At 60.7% G+C, this 18386-nt stretch carries 20 protein-coding genes and 2 pseudogenes; 15 read left to right on the plus strand and 7 right to left on the minus strand.

Translation table 11 applies throughout. The features are described from left to right. The coding region (locus FV227_RS22730) for a methyl-accepting chemotaxis protein (protein WP_147859963.1) at positions 1-1250 on the plus strand (1250 nt) is incomplete at its 5' end. A 26-nt stretch (positions 1251-1276) separates the two neighbouring features. Further along, positions 1277-1624, plus strand: coding sequence for a hypothetical protein (locus FV227_RS22735; RefSeq protein ID WP_147859964.1), 348 nt, complete (start codon positions 1277-1279; stop codon positions 1622-1624). Positions 1625-1706: 82 nt separating this feature from the next. Here the strand turns inward: FV227_RS22735 and FV227_RS22740 are convergent, their stop codons facing one another. Further along, complete coding sequence (locus tag FV227_RS22740; protein WP_147859965.1) at positions 1707-1922, minus strand: hypothetical protein; 216 nt, start codon at positions 1920-1922, stop codon at positions 1707-1709. Positions 1923-3059: 1137 nt separating this feature from the next. Then, positions 3060-3266, minus strand: a complete 207-nt coding sequence (locus FV227_RS22745; protein ID WP_187274910.1) for a hypothetical protein — start codon at positions 3264-3266, stop codon at positions 3060-3062. On the opposite strand from FV227_RS22745, the pseudogene FV227_RS30355 reads away from it, so the two are divergent. The 3 genes and pseudogenes from FV227_RS30355 to FV227_RS22765 form a co-directional block, all read left to right on the plus strand. Beyond that, positions 3265-3465: pseudogene (locus FV227_RS30355) on the plus strand (tyrosine-type recombinase/integrase); the annotation flags it as partial. The gene FV227_RS22745 and the pseudogene FV227_RS30355 overlap by 2 nt on opposite strands. Positions 3466-4049: 584 nt before the next feature. Continuing rightward, complete coding sequence (locus FV227_RS22755) at positions 4050-4316, plus strand: hypothetical protein (RefSeq protein ID WP_147859967.1); 267 nt, start codon at positions 4050-4052, stop codon at positions 4314-4316. Positions 4317-5117: 801 nt separating this feature from the next. Continuing rightward, positions 5118-5471, plus strand: coding sequence for a hypothetical protein (locus tag FV227_RS22765; RefSeq protein ID WP_147859969.1), 354 nt, complete (start codon positions 5118-5120; stop codon positions 5469-5471). 20 nt (positions 5472-5491) lie between these two features. Here FV227_RS22765 and FV227_RS22770 read toward each other — a convergent pair whose 3' ends face one another. Further along, on the minus strand, positions 5492-6658 hold the full coding sequence (locus FV227_RS22770; RefSeq protein ID WP_187274908.1) for a CsgG/HfaB family protein: 1167 nt from the start codon (positions 6656-6658) through the stop codon (positions 5492-5494). A gap of 521 nt (positions 6659-7179) precedes the next feature. On the opposite strand from FV227_RS22770, the gene FV227_RS29210 reads away from it, so the two are divergent. Together FV227_RS29210 and FV227_RS22780 are read left to right on the plus strand one after the other, a co-directional pair. Then, a complete protein-coding gene (locus tag FV227_RS29210; protein ID WP_187274909.1) occupies positions 7180-7686 on the plus strand; it encodes a GIY-YIG nuclease family protein in 507 nt (168 codons plus the stop codon). 210 nt (positions 7687-7896) lie between these two features. Then, positions 7897-8148, plus strand: a complete 252-nt coding sequence (locus tag FV227_RS22780) for a hypothetical protein (protein WP_147859971.1) — start codon at positions 7897-7899, stop codon at positions 8146-8148. Positions 8149-8234: 86 nt separating this feature from the next. Here the strand turns inward: FV227_RS22780 and FV227_RS22785 are convergent, their stop codons facing one another. Continuing rightward, positions 8235-10448, minus strand: a complete 2214-nt coding sequence (locus FV227_RS22785) for an EAL domain-containing protein (RefSeq protein ID WP_348642597.1) — start codon at positions 10446-10448, stop codon at positions 8235-8237. Between the two features lie 1033 nt (positions 10449-11481). Between FV227_RS22785 and FV227_RS22795 the strand changes: the two genes are divergently transcribed. From FV227_RS22795 to FV227_RS22825, 6 genes and pseudogenes are all read left to right on the plus strand, one after another. After that, entirely contained in the window at positions 11482-11742 is a 261-nt protein-coding gene (locus FV227_RS22795) for a hypothetical protein (protein WP_147859973.1), read from the plus strand. Positions 11743-11748: 6 nt separating this feature from the next. Beyond that, positions 11749-11913, plus strand: a pseudogene (locus tag FV227_RS30360) (hypothetical protein); the annotation flags it as partial. Between the two features lie 59 nt (positions 11914-11972). Then, the gene (locus tag FV227_RS30365) at positions 11973-12056 is read left to right on the plus strand and encodes a DUF3761 domain-containing protein (RefSeq protein WP_246687863.1); all 84 of its coding nucleotides are present in this window, start codon (positions 11973-11975) and stop codon (positions 12054-12056) included. 119 nt (positions 12057-12175) lie between these two features. Beyond that, positions 12176-12721, plus strand: coding sequence for an MAPEG family protein (locus FV227_RS22805; RefSeq protein ID WP_147859974.1), 546 nt, complete (start codon positions 12176-12178; stop codon positions 12719-12721). Positions 12722-13630: 909 nt separating this feature from the next. Further along, on the plus strand, positions 13631-13813 hold the full coding sequence (locus FV227_RS22815) for a hypothetical protein (protein ID WP_147859976.1): 183 nt from the start codon (positions 13631-13633) through the stop codon (positions 13811-13813). A 1168-nt stretch (positions 13814-14981) separates the two neighbouring features. Further along, positions 14982-15194, plus strand: a complete 213-nt coding sequence (locus tag FV227_RS22825; protein WP_147859978.1) for a hypothetical protein — start codon at positions 14982-14984, stop codon at positions 15192-15194. A 130-nt stretch (positions 15195-15324) separates the two neighbouring features. On the opposite strand, the gene FV227_RS22830 is transcribed toward FV227_RS22825, so the two are convergent. Further along, positions 15325-15579, minus strand: a complete 255-nt coding sequence (locus FV227_RS22830) for a hypothetical protein (protein WP_147859979.1) — start codon at positions 15577-15579, stop codon at positions 15325-15327. A gap of 2 nt (positions 15580-15581) precedes the next feature. Here FV227_RS22830 and FV227_RS22835 point away from each other — a divergent pair, with 2 nt between their 5' ends. Continuing rightward, positions 15582-15986, plus strand: coding sequence for a hypothetical protein (locus FV227_RS22835; protein WP_147859980.1), 405 nt, complete (start codon positions 15582-15584; stop codon positions 15984-15986). A 60-nt stretch (positions 15987-16046) separates the two neighbouring features. Here FV227_RS22835 and FV227_RS22840 read toward each other — a convergent pair whose 3' ends face one another. Next, positions 16047-16310, minus strand: coding sequence for a hypothetical protein (locus FV227_RS22840; protein ID WP_147859981.1), 264 nt, complete (start codon positions 16308-16310; stop codon positions 16047-16049). A 312-nt stretch (positions 16311-16622) separates the two neighbouring features. On the opposite strand from FV227_RS22840, the gene FV227_RS22845 reads away from it, so the two are divergent. After that, entirely contained in the window at positions 16623-16850 is a 228-nt protein-coding gene (locus tag FV227_RS22845; protein WP_147859982.1) for a hypothetical protein, read from the plus strand. A 235-nt stretch (positions 16851-17085) separates the two neighbouring features. Here the strand turns inward: FV227_RS22845 and FV227_RS22850 are convergent, their stop codons facing one another. Next, entirely contained in the window at positions 17086-17499 is a 414-nt protein-coding gene (locus tag FV227_RS22850; RefSeq protein WP_147859983.1) for a hypothetical protein, read from the minus strand. Positions 17500-18386 lie beyond the last annotated feature (887 nt).

Genomic DNA, 18386 nt, shown 5'->3' on the forward strand with positions numbered 1-18386 from the left:
GCGGTGAGCCGCAGACCCGTGAGTTCAAGCGTGTCGCCAAGGACGGTCACGAGGTGTGGATCCAGGCAACCTACAGTCCAGTCCTCGACCGCGCCGGTCGGGTCAGCAAGATCGTCAAATTCGCCTCTGACATTACGGCGCAGGTGCAGCGCGCGATCGACCAGGAAGGCCAGCTTGCCGCCCTCAACCGCTCGCAGGCGGTCATCGAGTTCACCCTCGACGGCACCATCCTGACCGCCAACGCCAACTTCCTCAACGCAGTCGGTTACCGGCTCGACGAGATCCGCGGTCAGCATCATAGCCTGTTCGTCGACGCGAACGAACGAACGGGAGAAGCCTATCGCAGTTTCTGGGGTCAACTCGGACGGGGCGAGTTCGCAGCTGGCGAGTTCCGCCGCATCGCCAAGGGCGGTCGAGAAGTGTGGATCCAGGCAACCTACAACCCGATCAGCGACCGGGACGGCGTCCCGTTCAAGGTGGTGAAGTTCGCGACCGACATCAGCACCCAAGTGCACGAGCGGCAGCGCCGGATCGAAGCGCAGCACGCGATCGGCACCGACCTCGATGCGATCGGGCAAGCCGTCGAGAATGTCACCCGGCAAACGGTTGAGGCCGCCGGTACGGTGGGGCAGGTCTCGAACGACATCCAGTCCGTCGCCTCGGGCGCCGAAGAGCTCTCAGCCTCAGTCGGCGAGATCAGTCAGCAGGTTAGCCATGCTGCACGGATGGCCGGACAGGCGGTCGAGCAGGCACAGCGCACGGGCAGCATCGTTGCAGGCTTGAGCACCCAGGCAGCGCAGATCGGCGAAGTGGTGACGATGATCCAAGGCATCGCCAGCCAGACCAACCTGCTGGCCCTCAACGCCACGATCGAAGCCGCGCGCGCTGGCGCGGCGGGCAAGGGCTTCGCCGTGGTCGCCTCCGAGGTGAAGGCGCTGGCCGAACAGACCGCCAAGGCGACCGATCAAATCCGCGGACAGATCCAGGCGACGCAGACGGCTACGCGCGAGGCCGTGGACGCCATCGGCTCGATCCAGGCGACGATCCGCTCGCTCGATGAGGTGTCGGGCGCCATCGCCGCTGCGGTCGAGGAACAGTCTGCGGTCACGCGAGAGATGTCGGGCAGCATGCAGACGGCCGCGCACGGCGTGACGACGATTGCCGGCAGCATGGAGGACATCGCCCGGGCAAGCGAGCAGGTCGATGTTGCGACTCGGCAGGTACGCCAAGCCTCGCAAGTAGTTGCCTAAACTTCACCCAGATACGAGAAGATCACATGAGCGCGACCGTCATTCCTCTCAAGCGTCGGTATAAACCGCCGCTGACGAACATCCGCTCCGACGCCGTCGAGAAGGAGCTGACAGCCGACGCTGCAAGCGCGTTCCATGATGGTACGCGGGTCCGGCTGCTGCTCGATGGTTTGCGTGCACAGCAGGACACGTTGCTCTCGGCGATCGAGAACCTGCGTGCGCCCTCGTTGCGGGCGCATCCAGACCTAGGTCGCCACACTGCTGCCCTCGAAGCGGCGTCCATCCAGGCGCTGGCGGAGATAGGGTTATTGATCCGGTGCAGTACAGAGCTGCTGCGCCGGCTGGATAATACTAGCGTACAGAAGCTAAAATAAACTACTTTGTCATTTTGCATATTAAAGACGTTATGCCGTCATGCCCCAACAACCTCGTGATCTTGCTGACGTACGCGAAAGTCTAGAGCGCATCGCTCGCGCCCTGGATCAGCCTGTAGTGGCTCTGTTTGATGCGGAAGAGCTGAACGCTCGGACAGCGGAAACACTCGCTCTCACGCGAGCCTTCGACGCCATTGACGACCGACAAGCCCGCGCCCGGTGCCTCGCGTTCGTAACTGCTGAGGCGGACCGAGAAGCGCGCGCCTGACATCATCGAGTGGCTGACCAGTCGCTTCATACTGCACTTCACCCAGCGCTGGCTGGCCTACCATGCCGAGATAGCCGCGCTGCTCGGGGAGCGTGAACGGGGCGACGTGGCCGAGGCTCGGGCCATCCTGATGGGGCGTTGATGCCAGTAAACTAATGCTCGCGAGAATGGCCGGCACCCCTGCCATCTGCCAGCCCTTCAAGCGCTTACAGTGCCCCCTCCACTTCGATCCGCCCCCTCGGGGTGGTTGCGATACGGGGGGCATATGGCGGAAGGCCCTCAGCCTGGTTGGCCTGGATACGCTCTCGAAGCGCGATGGCACGTAGAGCGATCGCCCCAGCATCGCAGCGGCGGCAGGGTCCACCGCGGCCAACGGCCTCACAGTCGGTCGGATGTTGGCAAGATAAGCGCGGCATCGCGGCGAGGATAAAGCCATCAAAGGATGGGATCACCCCCCTATCTTACATCCGACGCCCTCTTGCATCGCGTCGAATGTCGTCCGGGACATCGGCCACGCCGCCACCCACCGTACGGGGGTTTTTCGCGCTTGCTGCTTGGCCGATCATCGAACGTGTCCGACCCTCCGTCGTGCATGGTGGCGGAGCGCTGCCAGAATGAGACTCTGCCCCGAACATACGCACACGCTTTGGCTACCGCCCTAATGGCATGGCTCTCCCGCTGGTCGCCTGAGGAGAAAGAAGCTCACCCCAGATGCTAACTACCGCGCTCGGGGTCGCCATGGTCGTTGGCTTGACGATGACCTTTCTGGTGCCAGTTGATTTGTCGGACACCCCGCCCAACGACTGAACCCAAGAGCCCGTCCCCGACTCGTCTTAGTGGGAACTCATCAGATCAGCCCGCCCGGCGCCAGCCGCGGCGGGCTTTTCGTGGCCTTATGTAGCCAAAGCACCAAGCGACGTAGCCCGCGGCTCGGCAAATTGCTTGGCCTGATTGAACCCAGCAAGGAGCGCCATTCTTTCGTCCGGATAGGACCTTGGTGCCCTAACGACTGGGCCGTTCTCTCGACTGATCAGCCAGACATAGCGCCCTGGATGAGGGTCGTACGGGAGGACAATGACGCGGCATCCGCCGGGGAGCGTGGTAGGCATCCCGATACCGTGTCACACCAAAGCGTGGCTGTGAAGTTGCTCGCGCCGACGGTCTAGCTCACCTTGCCTGCTTGGGTTCAGCCAGCAGCCCAAAAAGCTGCGCCAGCGCAATCAGTTCGACATCGCTGCACTCATGGCCATCCACGAGCCACAGGCCCAGGTCGTTGCCTGGTGGCTCGACGTTCCGGCCGATCGTGCGTAGGGCTTCGGCTGCTTCGTGAGATGGGTTGTCTGTCATTTCCGATCCCATGCCGGTCGGGCGCATGCGCGAAGGCGGTCATAAACGGCGCTCGCTAGGCGGTGTGAAGGCGGCTGTGACGCGAGCAGGGCTGCCGACCGAAGTCTCGGCACACTGGCTTCGGCACGCTCATGCCTCGCACAGCCTGGACCGCGGGGCGCCGATCCATCTTGTCCAAGCGACACTCGAGCACGCCTCGGTGGCGACGACGGGACGCTACCTACATGCTCGGCCGTCGGAAAGCTCGGCTCGTTTCCTAGGGGTCTGAGGCGGACAAACGCCTTCAAAGGGCACTCGGGGAGCGGGTTCCTCTGAACTCCAGCCGCAAGCGATAAACCGAAGGTATCAAGCACACCTATCTTCCCTTGGTTCGCAAATCTCGAACTGTTGCCCTCGCTGCAAACTACGCAGTTCCGTCAGCACGGCTTACATCATTTGGCGGTCCTGGTGCGACGTCGGGCAGATCACAATGTATTCCGTCGCCATGCTTGGCAAAATCGGAGCATAAATGATCTTCATACGGCAACTAATGGTTAAATTATAGTATATCTGCAATATAAGATATATAAATTGCAATTACGCCGCGACTGCAGCGCATTCGATTTCTAATAGGCTGCGCAAATCAACGATCTCGCTTCACTCGACAGTCTTGCCGATAATCGCAATATGAACGACTCAACTATGTATGAGGCCCATCTTAATTCAAAATATTAACAGTTGCGCAACGGTTAAAAGATCCTTAAACATTCAGCCGTTGCTTGATGGCAGCAATAATAATTCCAAAAATACCCTTATGTGGAGGTTCAATCTATGTCGTTCCGTGCTCTCCTCGCCGCTGGTGTTGTTTCCCTGGTCGCGTCTTCGACTGCTTTTGCTGGTAGCAACACGGCTATCATCAGCCAGAACGGTGTTTACAATGGCGCCTTTACCTCCCAGCGCGGCGGCTACAACACTTCGCTGACCACCCAGAGTGGCTACGTGAACCGTGCGACGGCTGTTCAGCGCGGCTACGACAATGCCGCCGGCATCGGCCAGAGCGGTGTGTTCAACGGTGCTCGCGTCATCCAGATGCCCTGATACGCGATGCGTTGATGCGAGCCTCTTGCAATGCCTTTGACAGCAAGGGGCTCGACGTCATCGTCTCAGCGCGAGATGGCTTGCGCTCGTCAAGCCGCATCGTTCAATGAAGCTCTTCAAGAGATCATTGAACAATGCGGCTTTGATCGGTTGTCGATCGAGTATCGAGCCATCGTCCCGAACGGCCATGACTCAGTACCAACGGCCCAAGCACTGGGCCTCATTCAAAGATTACGATCGGGCTCAAGTGCATCCCGACGCCAAGCACAAGGATCTGTCATGAGGGGAGCGACTGCCATCGCCGGTCTCGTAGCGGGGCTAACTGCAGCTTCGGCTTCCGCGCAATCGTTGACCGTCACGCAGATGCGACAGGCTAATGTCTATGGTGTCATCCAAGTTGGCCCCCAGGTCCGTCCGGTAACGGTCAGACAGACTGGTGAGGCGAACATGGCCGGCGTCTGGCAGGTTGGTCCGAGCACGAGTGCGACCATCAATCAGAGTGGTCGAACGAACTCGGCCTTCATCAACCAGTCCCCAAATATGCTGGCCCCAAACCTCCGTCAGCAGATGCCGTAAAGGCCTGTCATTAAACGCTTTTTGGCTGACTAATAGTCCAGAGGATAGCGCACTCTTGAGCGGAGTACGAGTCGGTCGCTCACGCGTAGCGCACATTTTCAGCACCAGCTCTCATATGGGTGTCGCTGCTGCATACCGGCCCATTCAGACACATCGCCCGCAATAGTCCCTATCTGATCGTTTACGCGAGTGAGCGAGGCTTCCTACCTTCAGCGGGAGCAATCGATGAAGCGCACGGTCCTGGGCGTTTGCCTTGCCTTCAACGTTCTGGCGGCGGCTGCCCCAACTACTGCCGCCGAGAGCCTTGTCGTCCAGCAGGCAAACGCGAAAAACGTTCTGTACGTCATCCAGGAACGAAGCCCGTTCCACATGCACTCCAGCACGCTCACAGCGACGACAGGCCGAACCACCGTGACCGAGATCGTCGCAATTGGCCCTGACCCCGTGCCCCTGAGTGCCAGACAGACAGGTTTCAGCAACCGCGCCTCGATCTACCAACTCGGAACAGCGCCCAACCTCGACCTGCGCCAGCAGGGCTCGGTCAATGTCGCACGCAGCCAGCAGATCGCGATGCCTTGATGAATAGTCGTACTTCACACCTACTGAAGCATGGCAAATTTTGCGGCCTCAGGTCTGGTGAAGATCGGCTTCGGAGGTTCTGAGAACGTATCAAGAGACCCTAGCAGCCCGACCGGCCGGCCTTCGAAAACGAATGGTGGCTTTGTGGAACGGGTCGTATCGGCAGAAGCTATGCGATCTGAAAGTTTCACGGGCGTCGCCGCTTCACGCTTCTCAGATCCGAGCAGCGTGTCTGCCGTCGAAGGTTTTGAATTACTCTGAAGCGTTTCGGCAGGCGGGACGATCGACCCAGTCCGCACGGGTTGCGCGACCGTGTTCGGAACTCCGATCAGTCCATGCACAGGAGATGACTTCTCTCGGGCGGCTGTCGGCGAAGGTACGATCTTACGGAGCCAAATTCCCCGCTGGTCACCCTGTCGAACGAGTTCCAGGACACCCGCCTCAATCGCCTCGCGTACGGCCGTCTGGACCGCCTCCTGAACGCTGGCTGAGACCTGGGCGTCAAGGACGCGGCCACCGAGAAGGCGGGTTACGCTAGCATTACCCCCAGCGGTCACGATCGGCCGTGAGGCGTTGATCGAGGTAAGCACGACACCGTCGCGCACGCGGACCAGACGCAAATTGATCGTGACAAGATCCTTGCTGTGGTTGATGCCACCACCATAGCCAGCAAACAGCACACTGCCGCTCGCAACCTGGGTGGGTGAGTCATAGGAAACCACGCCGCCGGTGACAATGTACTCGGCAAACTTCAGGGGATCGATCAAGTCCTTTGGATCACGCTTGAGGAAGGCGTAGGTGTCTTGGATGAGCTTGCGCTCGCGCAGCAGACTGTCGAGGTAGCCGCGCTCCACGACGTTGAACCAGCAGCCGTTGCCCGCCGTTTTCAGGGCATCCACTAAGATCGTTGATGAACCCTGTGTGATCGCCCGTGAGAATTCCGGGAAACCGACTTTGAAGGACGACTTATTCTGGCCGGTAAGGTCCTGGAAGTCGTAGACGGCAACGCTCAAAGGCGCAGACGGAGCTGGTGGCAGCGCTGCAAGCGCTTGACCCATATTGGTCAGGCTGCCGGTCACCGGGCGGATGCCGAACGAGCCGGTATAATCGTATCGTGCACAAGCCCCGAGACCGGAGGACAGTCCCAGGGCCAGCAAGCCGGCGGCCAACGCGCGTATGCGTTTCATACTGTTTGACCTCCGATGGTCGTCAGTGTTCTTATTCAACCCCATAGACCGTTAATCTCGAAGTAAGCTTAATTTATTATGAACTTCCATATAGACAGGTGAACAATCATGCTCGATGAAGATAGCCCTCCCAGAGGCGATCCCGACCTCATTAAGGCATGGTTAACTCATATGCCCAGATTGAAGTTCGTGACTATGCCGATCCGCCAGCTGGTCTCCTCCCCCTTGTTGGCTTTGTGGATTGGAAACGCTTCGGCGCAAGCTCCTGCAACAAACGATGTTGCAAGTTGCTCGCTCATCGCTGACCCAACTGCGCAGCGCTTATGTATCGAGAGCGCGCAGCAATCTCGGCCCGCCTCTACCTTTGATCCAACAGCACAAAAGCAGCGACAGGAGCGTCGTGCTCCCCAAGGACGCGACGCTATGAGCCCAGCGGCGAAGGCCACACCTACAACTAATACTGGCGTCAAGCCGCAGGGTGCATCTGAGCGCTCGACCTCGGACGCCTACCGCGATACGAAATGGCGCCTCCAGATACCTTAAATTTCTTGCTGGCAGCTATCCTTTTGATCGAGAACCACGCGGCTTGGCTGATCGTCGGCGGCTTCACGCACGCAGGTAATTGGCAGCTCAAACCAGATAGTTCGCGGGCTGTCTTCCACGGCGATGCGCCGAAAGAGAGGGGCGTATACGCCTACCTCGTAGACGGGGTGATATCTTACGTCGGCTCGGCTCAAATCGGGATTAGGGTACGCCTCCGGCGCTACGTTCTGGCAGATAACAAGCGCACTTCAATGAGGGTCCGCCAGGCGATCGAGTCGGAGTTGCGAGCCGGTCGAACGGTTGAGGTCTTCACCATCGTGCCCGAGCCAATCAACTACCGCGGGCTTCCGATCGACCCCGTGGTTGGCCTTGAGGAAGGCCTGATCCGCTTCGTGAAGCCGGAATGGAACCTGAGGGGGCTTGGACGGACCGGAAAGACGCTGCTGCCGCAGGTGGGCTCGATGCCTGATATCGATGCTGAATGATGCGCAGGGCGGGCCACTCGCTCAATGTCAGTTCTAGGTCGGTGACGCAGAGCACGCCGTTCGTGACGGTGAGGCCGTCGGCGACCCCTGCCTGCCGGTCCTCGACGAGGATCTCACGAGTGGCTTGCCGCGGCACGAATGCCGGGCCACGTTGAGGGGATAGCGCCGAACGATCGTCCAGCCAATGACGGGGCACGGGAAGCGGGTCCTGTGAAATTCAACCGCAATCGCTGGGCAGGTGAGATCCGGCGCGCTCGCATCGCCGCCATCCTCAAATGGCTGTCTATTGCCCTTGCCTGTGTTTGCCTCGGATTGGGTGTGATCCTGTTCGACGGCAATGGGATCTATGCCGGAGCAGCTGCGTTCGCAGGCGTTATCTGGTTTGTAGCTGATCCTTACAGCCGTGCGGATCGCTTGGCAGCCCGGATCGAGGTTTGGCTTTCTGGGCCGGTTTCTCGCTAAAATGCGAGGAACCCCACGTAGGCAATCTGGTCCGCGTCGTGGAGGTCTTAGCGCACCGCGATCCGCGGACCGTGCTCGGATATCGCCTAGGCTGCGCCGAGCCGCCTGGCCAGCGCCCAGCTAGCATCTACGCCCAGGCCATAGCCGGCCGCGAACGCATCAGCTGGCATCGGCTTACCGAATAGGTAGCCTTGCCCTTCCTGACAGCCCTCAGTGCGCAGGCAGGCATGCTCGGCCTCGGTCTCGATGCCTTCAGCAATGACCGACAGCCCGAACCCGAGCCCAAGCTGCAGGATCGCACGGACGATCGTCACGTCGTGATGCGAGGCGAGCATACCGGTCACGAACGAGCGGTCGATCTTCAGCCGCGTCAGTGGAAAGCGCTTCAGAAGGCTGAGTGAGGCGTAGCCTGTGCCATAATCGTCGAACGCAATGCCGACCCCACTCTCGCGCAGACTGTGCAACGTCGCGATCAGTTCGATCTCCTGGCGCAGCACGATATTCTCGGTGATCTCCAACTCCAGGGAGGCGGCGGGCAGTCCGGTGTCGCTCAAGGTGGCGCGGACCGTCTCGGTAAGGTCGCCTCTTTGAAACTGAGCGGTGCACAGGTTGATCCCCATACGGAAATCCAGTGCTCCCGCGGAACGCCATGCTTCTGCTTGGATACAAGCCGTGCGTAGAACCCAGTCGCCGACCTGAGCAGCGTAGCGACTGCTATCGAGCACGTCGATGAACGCAGCTGGTGAAAGCAGGCCGCGGTCAGGGTGCTGCCAGCGGATCAACGCTTCCGCTCCAACCAGGGCGCCATCGCTTAGGCGCACTTGCGGCTGGTAGAATAGCACGAACTCGCCACGCTCGACCGCCCGACCCAACTCGTCCCGGCAAACACGAGCACGCTGCGCCTGGTGTCGTAGGACCGGGCTGAACAGCCGATGGCAATGTCGGCCGTCGCTTTTGGCTTGGTACAGTGCGAGATCAGCGCACCCGAGGAGTTCACCGGCATTGTTGCCATGCGAAGGCGCCATGGCGATGCCAAGGCTCGCGCTCAGTCTGAGCGCCTGTCCGTCATACTCGACCGCTTCAGCGACGGCTGCGATGATGGTACCCGCCACCTCGGCAGCGCGGAGCGGATCGCCGATATCGGGTAGGAGGACAACGAACTCGTCGCCGCCAAGCCGGGAAACCGTATCGATCGGACGGACACAGGCGAGGATACGGGTCGCCATCACTCTGAGGACAGAGTCGCCGGCACCATGGCCGTAGCTGTCGTTGACCTCCTTGAAGCCGTCCAAATCGAGCATCAGCACGGATACAGGTCTGCCCACGGTGGCGATCTCATCCAGCCGCTCGCGTAAGACGGAGCGGTTGGGCAGTTCGGTCAGTGGATCGAGATGTGCAAGGCGGAACAAGCGCTCCTCGTTGGCGCGTCGCTCGCGGATATCACGCACGATCGAACCGAAAGCCGCTCGCCCCTCCTCCTGCCACTTCGACAGCGACAGCTCGATTGGGAATTCGGTCCCGTCCTTATGACGGGCTGGCAGCTCGATGGTCTTGCCAACAAGCCTAGGTTTGCCCCCGTTGGCGACCCGGTGCAGGCCGCCACCATGCCCCCCGCGCATGCGCTCGGGGACGATCAGGTCGATCGACTGTCCGATCGCCTCTGTGCTCCCATGGCCGAATATCTGTTCGGCGGCAGCATTCCAGAAAGTGATGCGACCGCTGGCGTCAGCACAGATAATGCCGTCTGGCGAGGTCGATGCGATCTGCTCGAAACGTGATTGGCTTGCACGCTGAGCAACCTCCAACCGGCGCAACTCCATGCGGTCGACGGTGAGGTCAGCGAGTTGGCGTAGTGTCTCTCGATCGGCGTCGGAGAAGGTGTTGCGTGTCCGTGTATCTGCTAGACAGAGCGTGCCGATGGCATGTCCCGCGGGTGTGCGCAGTGGAATGCCAGCGTAGAAGCGGATCTGCGATGGCCCTGTAACGAAGGGATTGTCGTGGAAGCGTGGATCAAGGGTGGCGTCGAGGACAACAAGAGCCTCGGTCTGCATGATGGTATGCGAGCAAATCGCGATTTCGCGGTCGGTCTCGCATGAGGCGACGCCCACCTTGGCATGGAACACCTGCCTATCGCGATCGATCAGGGAGACAACAGCGATCGGCACTTCGAACAACCGCGCAGCTAGGGCAACGATCTGCGTGAAGCCTGGCGCCGGGGCGGAATTGACAAGGTCATATTCAGCGAGTGCAGCGACTCGTGCGTCTTCAACGATAAGGCTTGGAGTAGGTCTCACGATCACAACCAGTAGTTTTCTTAATATGAGAACCTACGGATGGGTTGTTAACATCCCACTTATCAAAGGCGCCTTTGGGTTATAGCTGAAAATCGCAACCCACCACCTCATACCGCCGTCATATGTCGCACCACCCACTCGTCCGCCGTCAGTTCCAGGCCGGTAACGCAGGGCACGCCGTTCATGACGACGCCGAAGCCATCGGCGAGTGGGGCAAGCGACTGCCCTCCTACCCCCAGCCCTGTCAGTCCCTGATTTCGCGAAGCGCCCGCAAATGCTCGCCGGCCCGGTTCGTCTCGGCATCGTGCGCCCTGATCCAGGCATCGGCGTCGTCGGACGGGTCTGCACGGATCGCGTTCATCAGACCGGATAGGCATAGCTGCGCCCGGCCTAGATGGTGGAGCACGGCAAGCCGCTCGGCTTCGACGCGCGGGATCAGACCAACGTCAGCGTAGGGCAGATAGTCGGAAATCAGACACAAAAGGGTCTAGGACATATGTCTTGATTAGATCGCGGATGGAACGTCCGCTTCCGGATCGAAGACCAAGGTCCGGTAGCCACCCTTCTCGGACCTTGCTGCATGCAGCCGTACGCGTCGGGAAAACGGTCGTTTCTCCGACGCTTCCAGCATCGCGTTCGATAATGTTGCGACCGGGCCAAGGCAGAGGTCGGCAACAAAGCGCACAACGTAGAAGTGGCGCGCTCCGCTGTTTGCTTCAGCGACCGCCAGAGCGCGAGTCTGACGAGCGATGACCACAGCGTGAGCCGTCAGACGCTTTGTCACTGTCGTGCTGGCAGCTCTGGGCCAGAGCCGTGCCGGCCGTGAGTAGGGTAAGGGCGATGGCGAGGGTGATTTTTTTCATGGCGTCCTCCCGGCGGCGAGCTGTTGCTGCCATGCTGACATCCTAAGGATGCGCATCATCCCTATCTGTAGTTTAGATATCACACTGAGGTTATATCCAGATCGGCACCTCTGCGAACGGTAGACCGCGCTTCTCCTCCATGCTGATTTCCCGATCAACAAAGAGGAGGAAACGCTATGAAGACAACGATTATCCTGACCGATCTATTGCTTTCGACAGTCGGTGTTGAAGCCCGTGGGGGAGGTGGCTATGGCATGAGTGGCACCGGATCCAGCAGCAGTAGCCACTCGGTATCCGGCTACACGCGGTCTAACGGCACCTACGTTGCGCCTCATCATTCGACGAACCCGAACGGGACGCAGCTCGACAACTACGGCACCCGCGGCAACGTCAATTCCTACACGGGCGCGACCGGCACCCATGGTGCGGATCACTGACGCTCTATGCTGCGATCTGGAACATGCGCATCCGCTGCTGCCTGGCTTAGGCTGGCAGCTGTAGGATGCATTCTCGCTAGTTCGCCGTTCGGTGCGGCGAGTCGCGAATTCAGGGAACCGGACGAGCGCAGTCTCGACCGTCACGGCCACTATCACAGCCGCGATGGCTCTACCGTCCACCAGCCAGCACATACCCGTGACGGGTCGAAGCACGAAGGAGCCTCGGCCCGCTGTGTAATGATACCTGGAGCTTCAGCCACACTCATCGCAGGACATGCTCACGGCACGGCGGAGTGGCGAGTTGGGTTAGGTAAGAGGAGCAGCGGTGGAAATCTGGCCCTTGGTACCCGCTCGTCATGTCCGCAACGTCTGGGAAGCAATCATACCGATGCGCGCGCAGAGATGGTATGAGCGTCCGCCAAGGACGCGCGCCATGCCTAGGAACGAAGTTTTTCGACACGAGCAGCACCGTGTCGCGGTCGGAATGGTACTGGCTGTGATCGTTACGGCCATCATGCTGAGTCTCGCCGCTTTCTGGGACCCTGAGAAGACCCTCATGGTGCCCGTTGCTGAGCGTTTGCAGACTGCCTTGCGCGCGGATGTGTTCGTCATCGGCTGGCTTGCCGCCGCAATCGCGAATGTGGCACGGCTAAGGTTTTTTTCGATTGAGGACATTGCAGGAAGCAGCGCCGGATCAGGATCTCAATCAGTGCGGGATGCCGTTGCGATCCTACAGAACACGGCGGAACAGGTCGTTTTAGCCGTCCTGACGCACTTGGTCTTCGCCGCCGTCGTAGGCCACCCTACGGCGATCCTAATGACGCTTGCTGCCATGTTCTGCGTAGGGCGCACGTTATTTTGGGTCGGGTACAAACGTGGTGCTAGAGGGCGTGCGCTTGGCTTTGCCCTCACGTTCTATCCGACGGTTACGGCGCTCGGTACTTCGGCAGCCATGCTTCTGCTAGGAAGGTCCGGCTAGAGATGAGGATAGCCCTAGCAGAAGGTCTCTGGCGCTAGATTTTTACTACTAGATCTTTAGCCCCTTGTTGCAAACCGAGTAGTACCCGCCGCCCTTCTCGATCCATTTCATGCCGCCGTTGTTTGCGCCACCGGCAGTAGCCTTGTTAGCGTTGTACTGATCCAAGCAAGTGTGCATCCGACCCTTACCGGCCGACTCGCTCACGTACTTCGGATTGACCGCTCTCGGGAACACAGCAGACCCCGTCACCGAAGACCGCGGTGTCGGTGCCGATCTCGTTGCTGTTGTGGTGGGCGCCGGAGCCGGGGCTGCGGGCGAAGCTGCGTTCGGTGAGAATGGGTTCGCGGTGGGGGTTGTGGACGTGTCAGCCGGTGCCGCGCACTCAGCCTTCTGGAAGTCGTTCCATTTCTGCCCGTTCAGTGTGCCAGCCTGCTTGGCGGCTTGGTACTTCACGGAACAGTCCTTGGCGGATAGCGCCAAAGCTGGCAAGGCTAGCATGGCCACACCAAAGGCAAGCGATGACATTGATTGTGCGAAACGAGACATGAGGAAGTCTCCAGGCCGAGTCATGTACGGCTGATGTTGCTCCAAGATGGCCTGCCCCGGCTGATACGGCAACGGCGGCTCGCTACACCCTGGCAGACACGGCCAATCCAGCTTCAGTGCGTGTGGTGTGAGTCCCCTCGAATGGTGGGCTTTCGCTGGTCCCGTTGTGGGCAACGTGTGGCCCTTTGTGGCCCGCCCGGTCAGGGCTGTCCCATCTCCGCGGCAAGGCCACAGGCGTGCACGGTAAGGTACGGCAGCGACACGGCAAGGAGCACGGTAGCAGGAGGGGTATCACACCATACGCACTGAAGCTGCTGGCGGGTGCCATGTTGTCGAGGAAGGCACGCCTCGCTACAGCGCGCCATGGACAAGCTTGACGCCCTCCTAGACCGTCTCAAGGCCCATCAGCGGGCAATGATCCTAGCCGCCGCCGAACACGACACATTGCCGGCCGCGAGCGTCCTGAGGCAGATCGCAGAGCTTGAGAACGCCATCGCGGCGGTTGAAGCGGTGGCCGACGAGGAACGGGGTCGGCGGCGACGGTAGAGCCGACGACGTATCGCTCATCCTTCAGCAACTTGTCTGGTGCACTGCGATAGGCGCGGCATCAGCGGCCAGCCGATCTGCCCGATCCGCTGTGGCGGTCCTGTATGCCCCTTCATACAGGGCCGCCTACTACATTCCAGCCGACAAGCCGCCCTCGGGCCTTCACGACCCGACGTCGTGCGCACACGGGCTGACAGGGCAAGAGTCAAGCTTGTGGGGATCTGGCACCTGCGCTAGCTCAACCTGTCAGCCGCTGACTAGGAGTAACGGGGGAGTATATGGGGTAAGGTGTCAGCCGCTGATTGGCAAGGGCGTTACCTTAATGCCCCCGGTAATCGTATATTCCTGCCGGAACTCATTTGGCGGGCTCGACAAGGTCCATTCTGGAAGGGCCAGAGGACTGCTGTTCCGCTGGCGCCTGAGGATCTTTGCCAGGAGCGTAAGTCGTAGCCGCAGAAGGAACAGGCCGGGTCTTGTTCTCCGCAGTCGAGTTACCACCAGGGTCGGCAGCATCCTTCGACGCTGACCCTTCCCAAGGCACCGGGGCTTGGCTCCAACCGTCCTGAGCGCTTCGGTTCTTATCCCCCATTGCGTCGATACCCTTGATCTCACCGGGCTTTGTCTGGGCGGACGCTCCTGGCGCTAGCATCAGCACGGCGCAAACGGCCAAACCGGCTCTGCCAATGAATGAGAAGCGAAGCATAATAGAATACCGATTTTCTTTAATTATCTAGGACAACAAATCCAGCAAGCCGATGTTCCTGCGGCATATCAAAATGCCGATTGCGATTTTTATAAACTTAGGATTGTGATGCTATCCGCCATACATGAACGTTCTTATGAACAAATCACGGAACGGTTCGTCACCGCCGCGCTTGTTCTCTCAGCGCGTTCGGAGGGGTGCGATGGAGGTGTTTCAGGTCAGGCAGCGTGCGACCGGAGCCATCCTTTGGACCAGCTCGGCCTCGGATGAGATCGCAGCCCTCGACGCGATGGCGCACGAGGCGGGGTACTATAATCACTCAGCATCCCGCAGACCGTTAGCGGCGGCGGATTGGCCGTCGAAGTGGTGATGGTTTGAAGCCTTCCCTGTGATCGCTCAGCCGATTTGGATACCCACTACCATCAGCCTGTAGGGGTTGTCGTACTGATAGGGAGCGTCTCGACTATGATCGACTCAAAGCGGCACGAGACCGATCCCGCTGAAACGCCGCCTGGCGAGCGATCCTACGAAGATTTCCCCGCGACCGGCAGGCCGCAGGGTTCGCTGTCGCCCGGCGCTACGGAGCCCAGCGATATTGAGGTGCCGCGCAATGACGAAGGAGCCACGGGGCACGAGGCGTTCGATAAGGCGCGAGCTGAAACGCAGCAGCGGAAATGAACGCCCACCAAGCGCCGATTGGCCAGCTATGGAGCAGGCATCAACCATTCCACGGCATCAGTCCTGACCACCCTACTGACTGCCACGCATCGCTCTGCCAGGGGTGCCGCTAGCTTGCCGTACGGCTTCGCTAGCCGTTATCGACTGCTTCGCTGACTGTCGCCCCTCCCAACCACGCGATCGCCGCCTCGAGCGATTTGAAGGGATGTGTCACGCCTTCGAAAGGAGGTGGTCGTTGATCCGAAGGAACGGCGTCGAGCAGCTCGGCCTGCCACCCGCTTACGCCGCCGCCCGCGGTGATGTTTCGAACGAGGCCACCGACGATTTTCCCATCGAGCGCAAGGTCATAACTACCGGGTGCAAGCCGGTGGAGGGTGTACGTCACCGTTGGTGTTCCTCAAACGCTTGCCGAGCAAAACCGTATCGACCGCCGATAACGAGACGCTGCAGACCTTCGCCGTCAATAGCTCGTTGGTCCTACGAGCACAGGAGAGGTTGGGGGGATTTGTGAGCTGGCAGAGTATGAAAAGCGCGCCTCGGGACGGGCAACGGTTCGTTGCCGGCCTATGGATCGAGAAGGGCGCCGCCGCTCAGTTCGAAATGCACATCATCCGCGCCGACATGCGTGGCAAGGGCGTCCACCCGGAAGATGACCGGGGGTCGTCATGGAACGACTACACACACTGGATGCCGCTGCCCATACCTGCCAGATCGGGCACCTCGGATCGTCCGGCGTTGGGCGGAAAGAGTGTAACCCCTCCCATGATGCATCGAGCTTATGGTGTTGGCTGAATATGAGCCCCGGGCCAGCGATTGCCTGGAACGCCGTCGATGATCGCAGCCTTGCCGGCATCAAACTGGCTCACATAGATCCTGGTCCTCTTCGTCGAACACATGTTCGATCACGCTGTACGGCGGACCTGTGAACCATCCGATCGCTTCAGCCTCGTGTCCGGATACCAGCCGGGTCGTGACCGGCTCGCCAGGCTCTTTGCTGGCGATCGTCGCTTCATCCACCTGGATCGCGAGCACCGTGCGTATGCCGATGTCGGTGCAGCGGTAGCGCCGGCCGGAACATGTGAACTCTGATCCAATCCTGAAATCTGACAGATCCATCGGCGTCTCCTTCGCCCTGGCATCTATCATGAAGCAGTTTTTGGCTTGCTCGCCACCCGATGGAGGTGGTGTGACAGGACAAAATGGAGTGCTTGTCGATGCGGCATCAGAAACATGGTTCAGGTGCTGTCGCGTAGTCGCGCGTCCGTGGTGGGCAGGCTGATCAGCGCAAAACCGGCATTCCATTGCTGAAGCAAACTCGACTTCACACCCCCGTGACGGCAGCGACATGGTTCAGTAACCAGATCGCCACATGCCGATCATGGTGCAGCGGTAGACATCTCCGCTTCTGCGATGAACCGGAGCATGAGCATGGTACTCGCCGACCTCGATAAGCGTGCCGAGCTGACTGTCTGGCCGTCCGGCGCGCCGGCTCATACTGCACGCGGGCAGGCGTTCTCCACACTGCGCGAAGCCCTTGTAGCTGCGGCCGAAAGCATCCAGGCCGACGACGCACAGCCCTGGATCATCACCGAGGACGGCGACATCCTATCGCCGCGCTGGATTAGGGCAAACACAGGTCCATCCCGTTTGCAGTAGGCCGTCTGAAAAAGAGGCCATAAGCCGGCGTCGGCGGTTCCTGTTCCCCGCAGCACCGACCTTCACGCGATCACCCGGCTCGAGGCTTCACGGGTACGATGCAGGGAACTAGCCCGCGCCAGACCTGTCATCATGTGCTCTCTGTACCGGGCTGCCTGTCGGCGTTCGCGACCGCCGCCGGCGCACATGCGTCGAGAGGCGGACGCTGTAGCATGCCTTAGAAGGCAATCGTCCTCTAAGATGCAGCACGACCCGACCAACTCGCCGAAGCGCGCGCCGTTGGCTTGGCTATGCGCAGCACCACGGTGAGGAACTCAAGGGCGCTCAGAGCATGGTTTTGGGCAGTCGCGAGAAGCTCTACGTGATGGGGGACCAGCGTCGGCTCTCGTCGGGCAATGTCCTCGACGGCGCACACGACCAGCCGGACCGCATCGAGGGCGTCGTACAAGCCAGGCGTGTCCTTTGCCGCGTTCGCTCTGATCGTGAGCAAGTGAGCCTCGGCGTTGCGCGGAGCTGCGCCCTCCGACCCGCCAAGTCGAGCAGCGGCACGGATCGCGTCGGCCAATCCACCGACTGATGGCGCGAAGCAGGCCGGCAACCCTGTGTTGGTGAGAAGGTCGTCGTCGTTCGTTATACCGTTCGCCTGCATGTCATCACCGCATAGCTCGCACCGGCTCCGCCACCCGCGCGGATGTTCGTAACCCACTGGCGTGAGAGCGACCCTGCCGTTCCGGCAGCTTCTTTGACGGTGCCTCTGGCTCTGTTTTCCCCGAACTTAACACCCTTTTATCCGTGGGGTGCATTGGTTTGCACCCACCCCCCTCGCCCGGGAGGCGACGTCCCCGTCGCATCCATGCCTGCCATTCCCGGCTGATGATGCGCAGCAGGTTTGGCTCGTTCTTCCGCCCCTGATGCCGACGCTCCTGAATGGTTAGCAGGCCATCGCCTTCGGCGAGGCGGATCGCAGCCTGGGCCAGCCGTCGGCACACACCAGCACGCGCTGCGATGGCGTCGATGCAGAGGCCGCACACGCCTTTGCCGGCTACCTCGTCGCCGACGATGCGCAGCACGGCGAGTTGCCCGGTCGTGAACCTGCTGGCGAGGGCCGGCGGCATCGGGCCAGAGCAGGCCAGCAACCGGCGACGGTCTCGCGAGGCTGATCTATCAGGCGAGACGGCCGCCCGCCGAGGTGGGAACAGACTCGCACGGCCGGCGGGGATGCCAACGGGCCGGATACCCTCTCGGATCGCGCTGCGACGCCCGTGGAGGCGTTCGGCAAGCGCCTGGGCCTCCGTGTCGCCCAAGGCACCGGACCCGTGCCCCTGCCACACCTGGCGCGATAGCTCGTCCATCTGCGCAAGCGTCCGCGCGCTGTCGATCGCGGCGGCCATAGTCGCGTGAAACATCACTCACAGCCCTGCTCGGGCCGCGTCAAAGCAGGGGGCTCGGCGTGAACCGTCCCCGGCAAAAGGCAAAGCGCCATCGTTTCGGGAAGCGATCCCGATTGACTCCGGTGCGGAGCTATGATGTCTGGGG

Source organism: Methylobacterium sp. WL119 (genome assembly GCF_008039875.1).
GTDB lineage: Bacteria > Pseudomonadota > Alphaproteobacteria > Rhizobiales > Beijerinckiaceae > Methylobacterium.

Coding starts and splice junctions, on each gene's coding strand:
- FV227_RS22735 (WP_147859964.1), top strand. CDS start 1,277: ATGAGCGCGACCGTCATTCCTCTCAAGCGTCGGTATAAACCGCCGCTG.
- FV227_RS22740 (WP_147859965.1), bottom strand. CDS start 1,922: ATGAAGCGACTGGTCAGCCACTCGATGATGTCAGGCGCGCGCTTCTCG.
- FV227_RS22745 (WP_187274910.1), bottom strand. CDS start 3,266: ATGCGCCCGACCGGCATGGGATCGGAAATGACAGACAACCCATCTCAC.
- FV227_RS22755 (WP_147859967.1), top strand. CDS start 4,050: ATGTCGTTCCGTGCTCTCCTCGCCGCTGGTGTTGTTTCCCTGGTCGCG.
- FV227_RS22765 (WP_147859969.1), top strand. CDS start 5,118: ATGAAGCGCACGGTCCTGGGCGTTTGCCTTGCCTTCAACGTTCTGGCG.
- FV227_RS22770 (WP_187274908.1), bottom strand. CDS start 6,658: ATGAAACGCATACGCGCGTTGGCCGCCGGCTTGCTGGCCCTGGGACTG.
- FV227_RS29210 (WP_187274909.1), top strand. CDS start 7,180: ATGGCGCCTCCAGATACCTTAAATTTCTTGCTGGCAGCTATCCTTTTG.
- FV227_RS22795 (WP_147859973.1), top strand. CDS start 11,482: ATGAAGACAACGATTATCCTGACCGATCTATTGCTTTCGACAGTCGGT.
- FV227_RS22805 (WP_147859974.1), top strand. CDS start 12,176: ATGCCTAGGAACGAAGTTTTTCGACACGAGCAGCACCGTGTCGCGGTC.
- FV227_RS22815 (WP_147859976.1), top strand. CDS start 13,631: ATGGACAAGCTTGACGCCCTCCTAGACCGTCTCAAGGCCCATCAGCGG.
- FV227_RS22825 (WP_147859978.1), top strand. CDS start 14,982: ATGATCGACTCAAAGCGGCACGAGACCGATCCCGCTGAAACGCCGCCT.
- FV227_RS22840 (WP_147859981.1), bottom strand. CDS start 16,310: ATGGATCTGTCAGATTTCAGGATTGGATCAGAGTTCACATGTTCCGGC.
- FV227_RS22845 (WP_147859982.1), top strand. CDS start 16,623: ATGGTACTCGCCGACCTCGATAAGCGTGCCGAGCTGACTGTCTGGCCG.
- FV227_RS22850 (WP_147859983.1), bottom strand. CDS start 17,499: ATGCAGGCGAACGGTATAACGAACGACGACGACCTTCTCACCAACACA.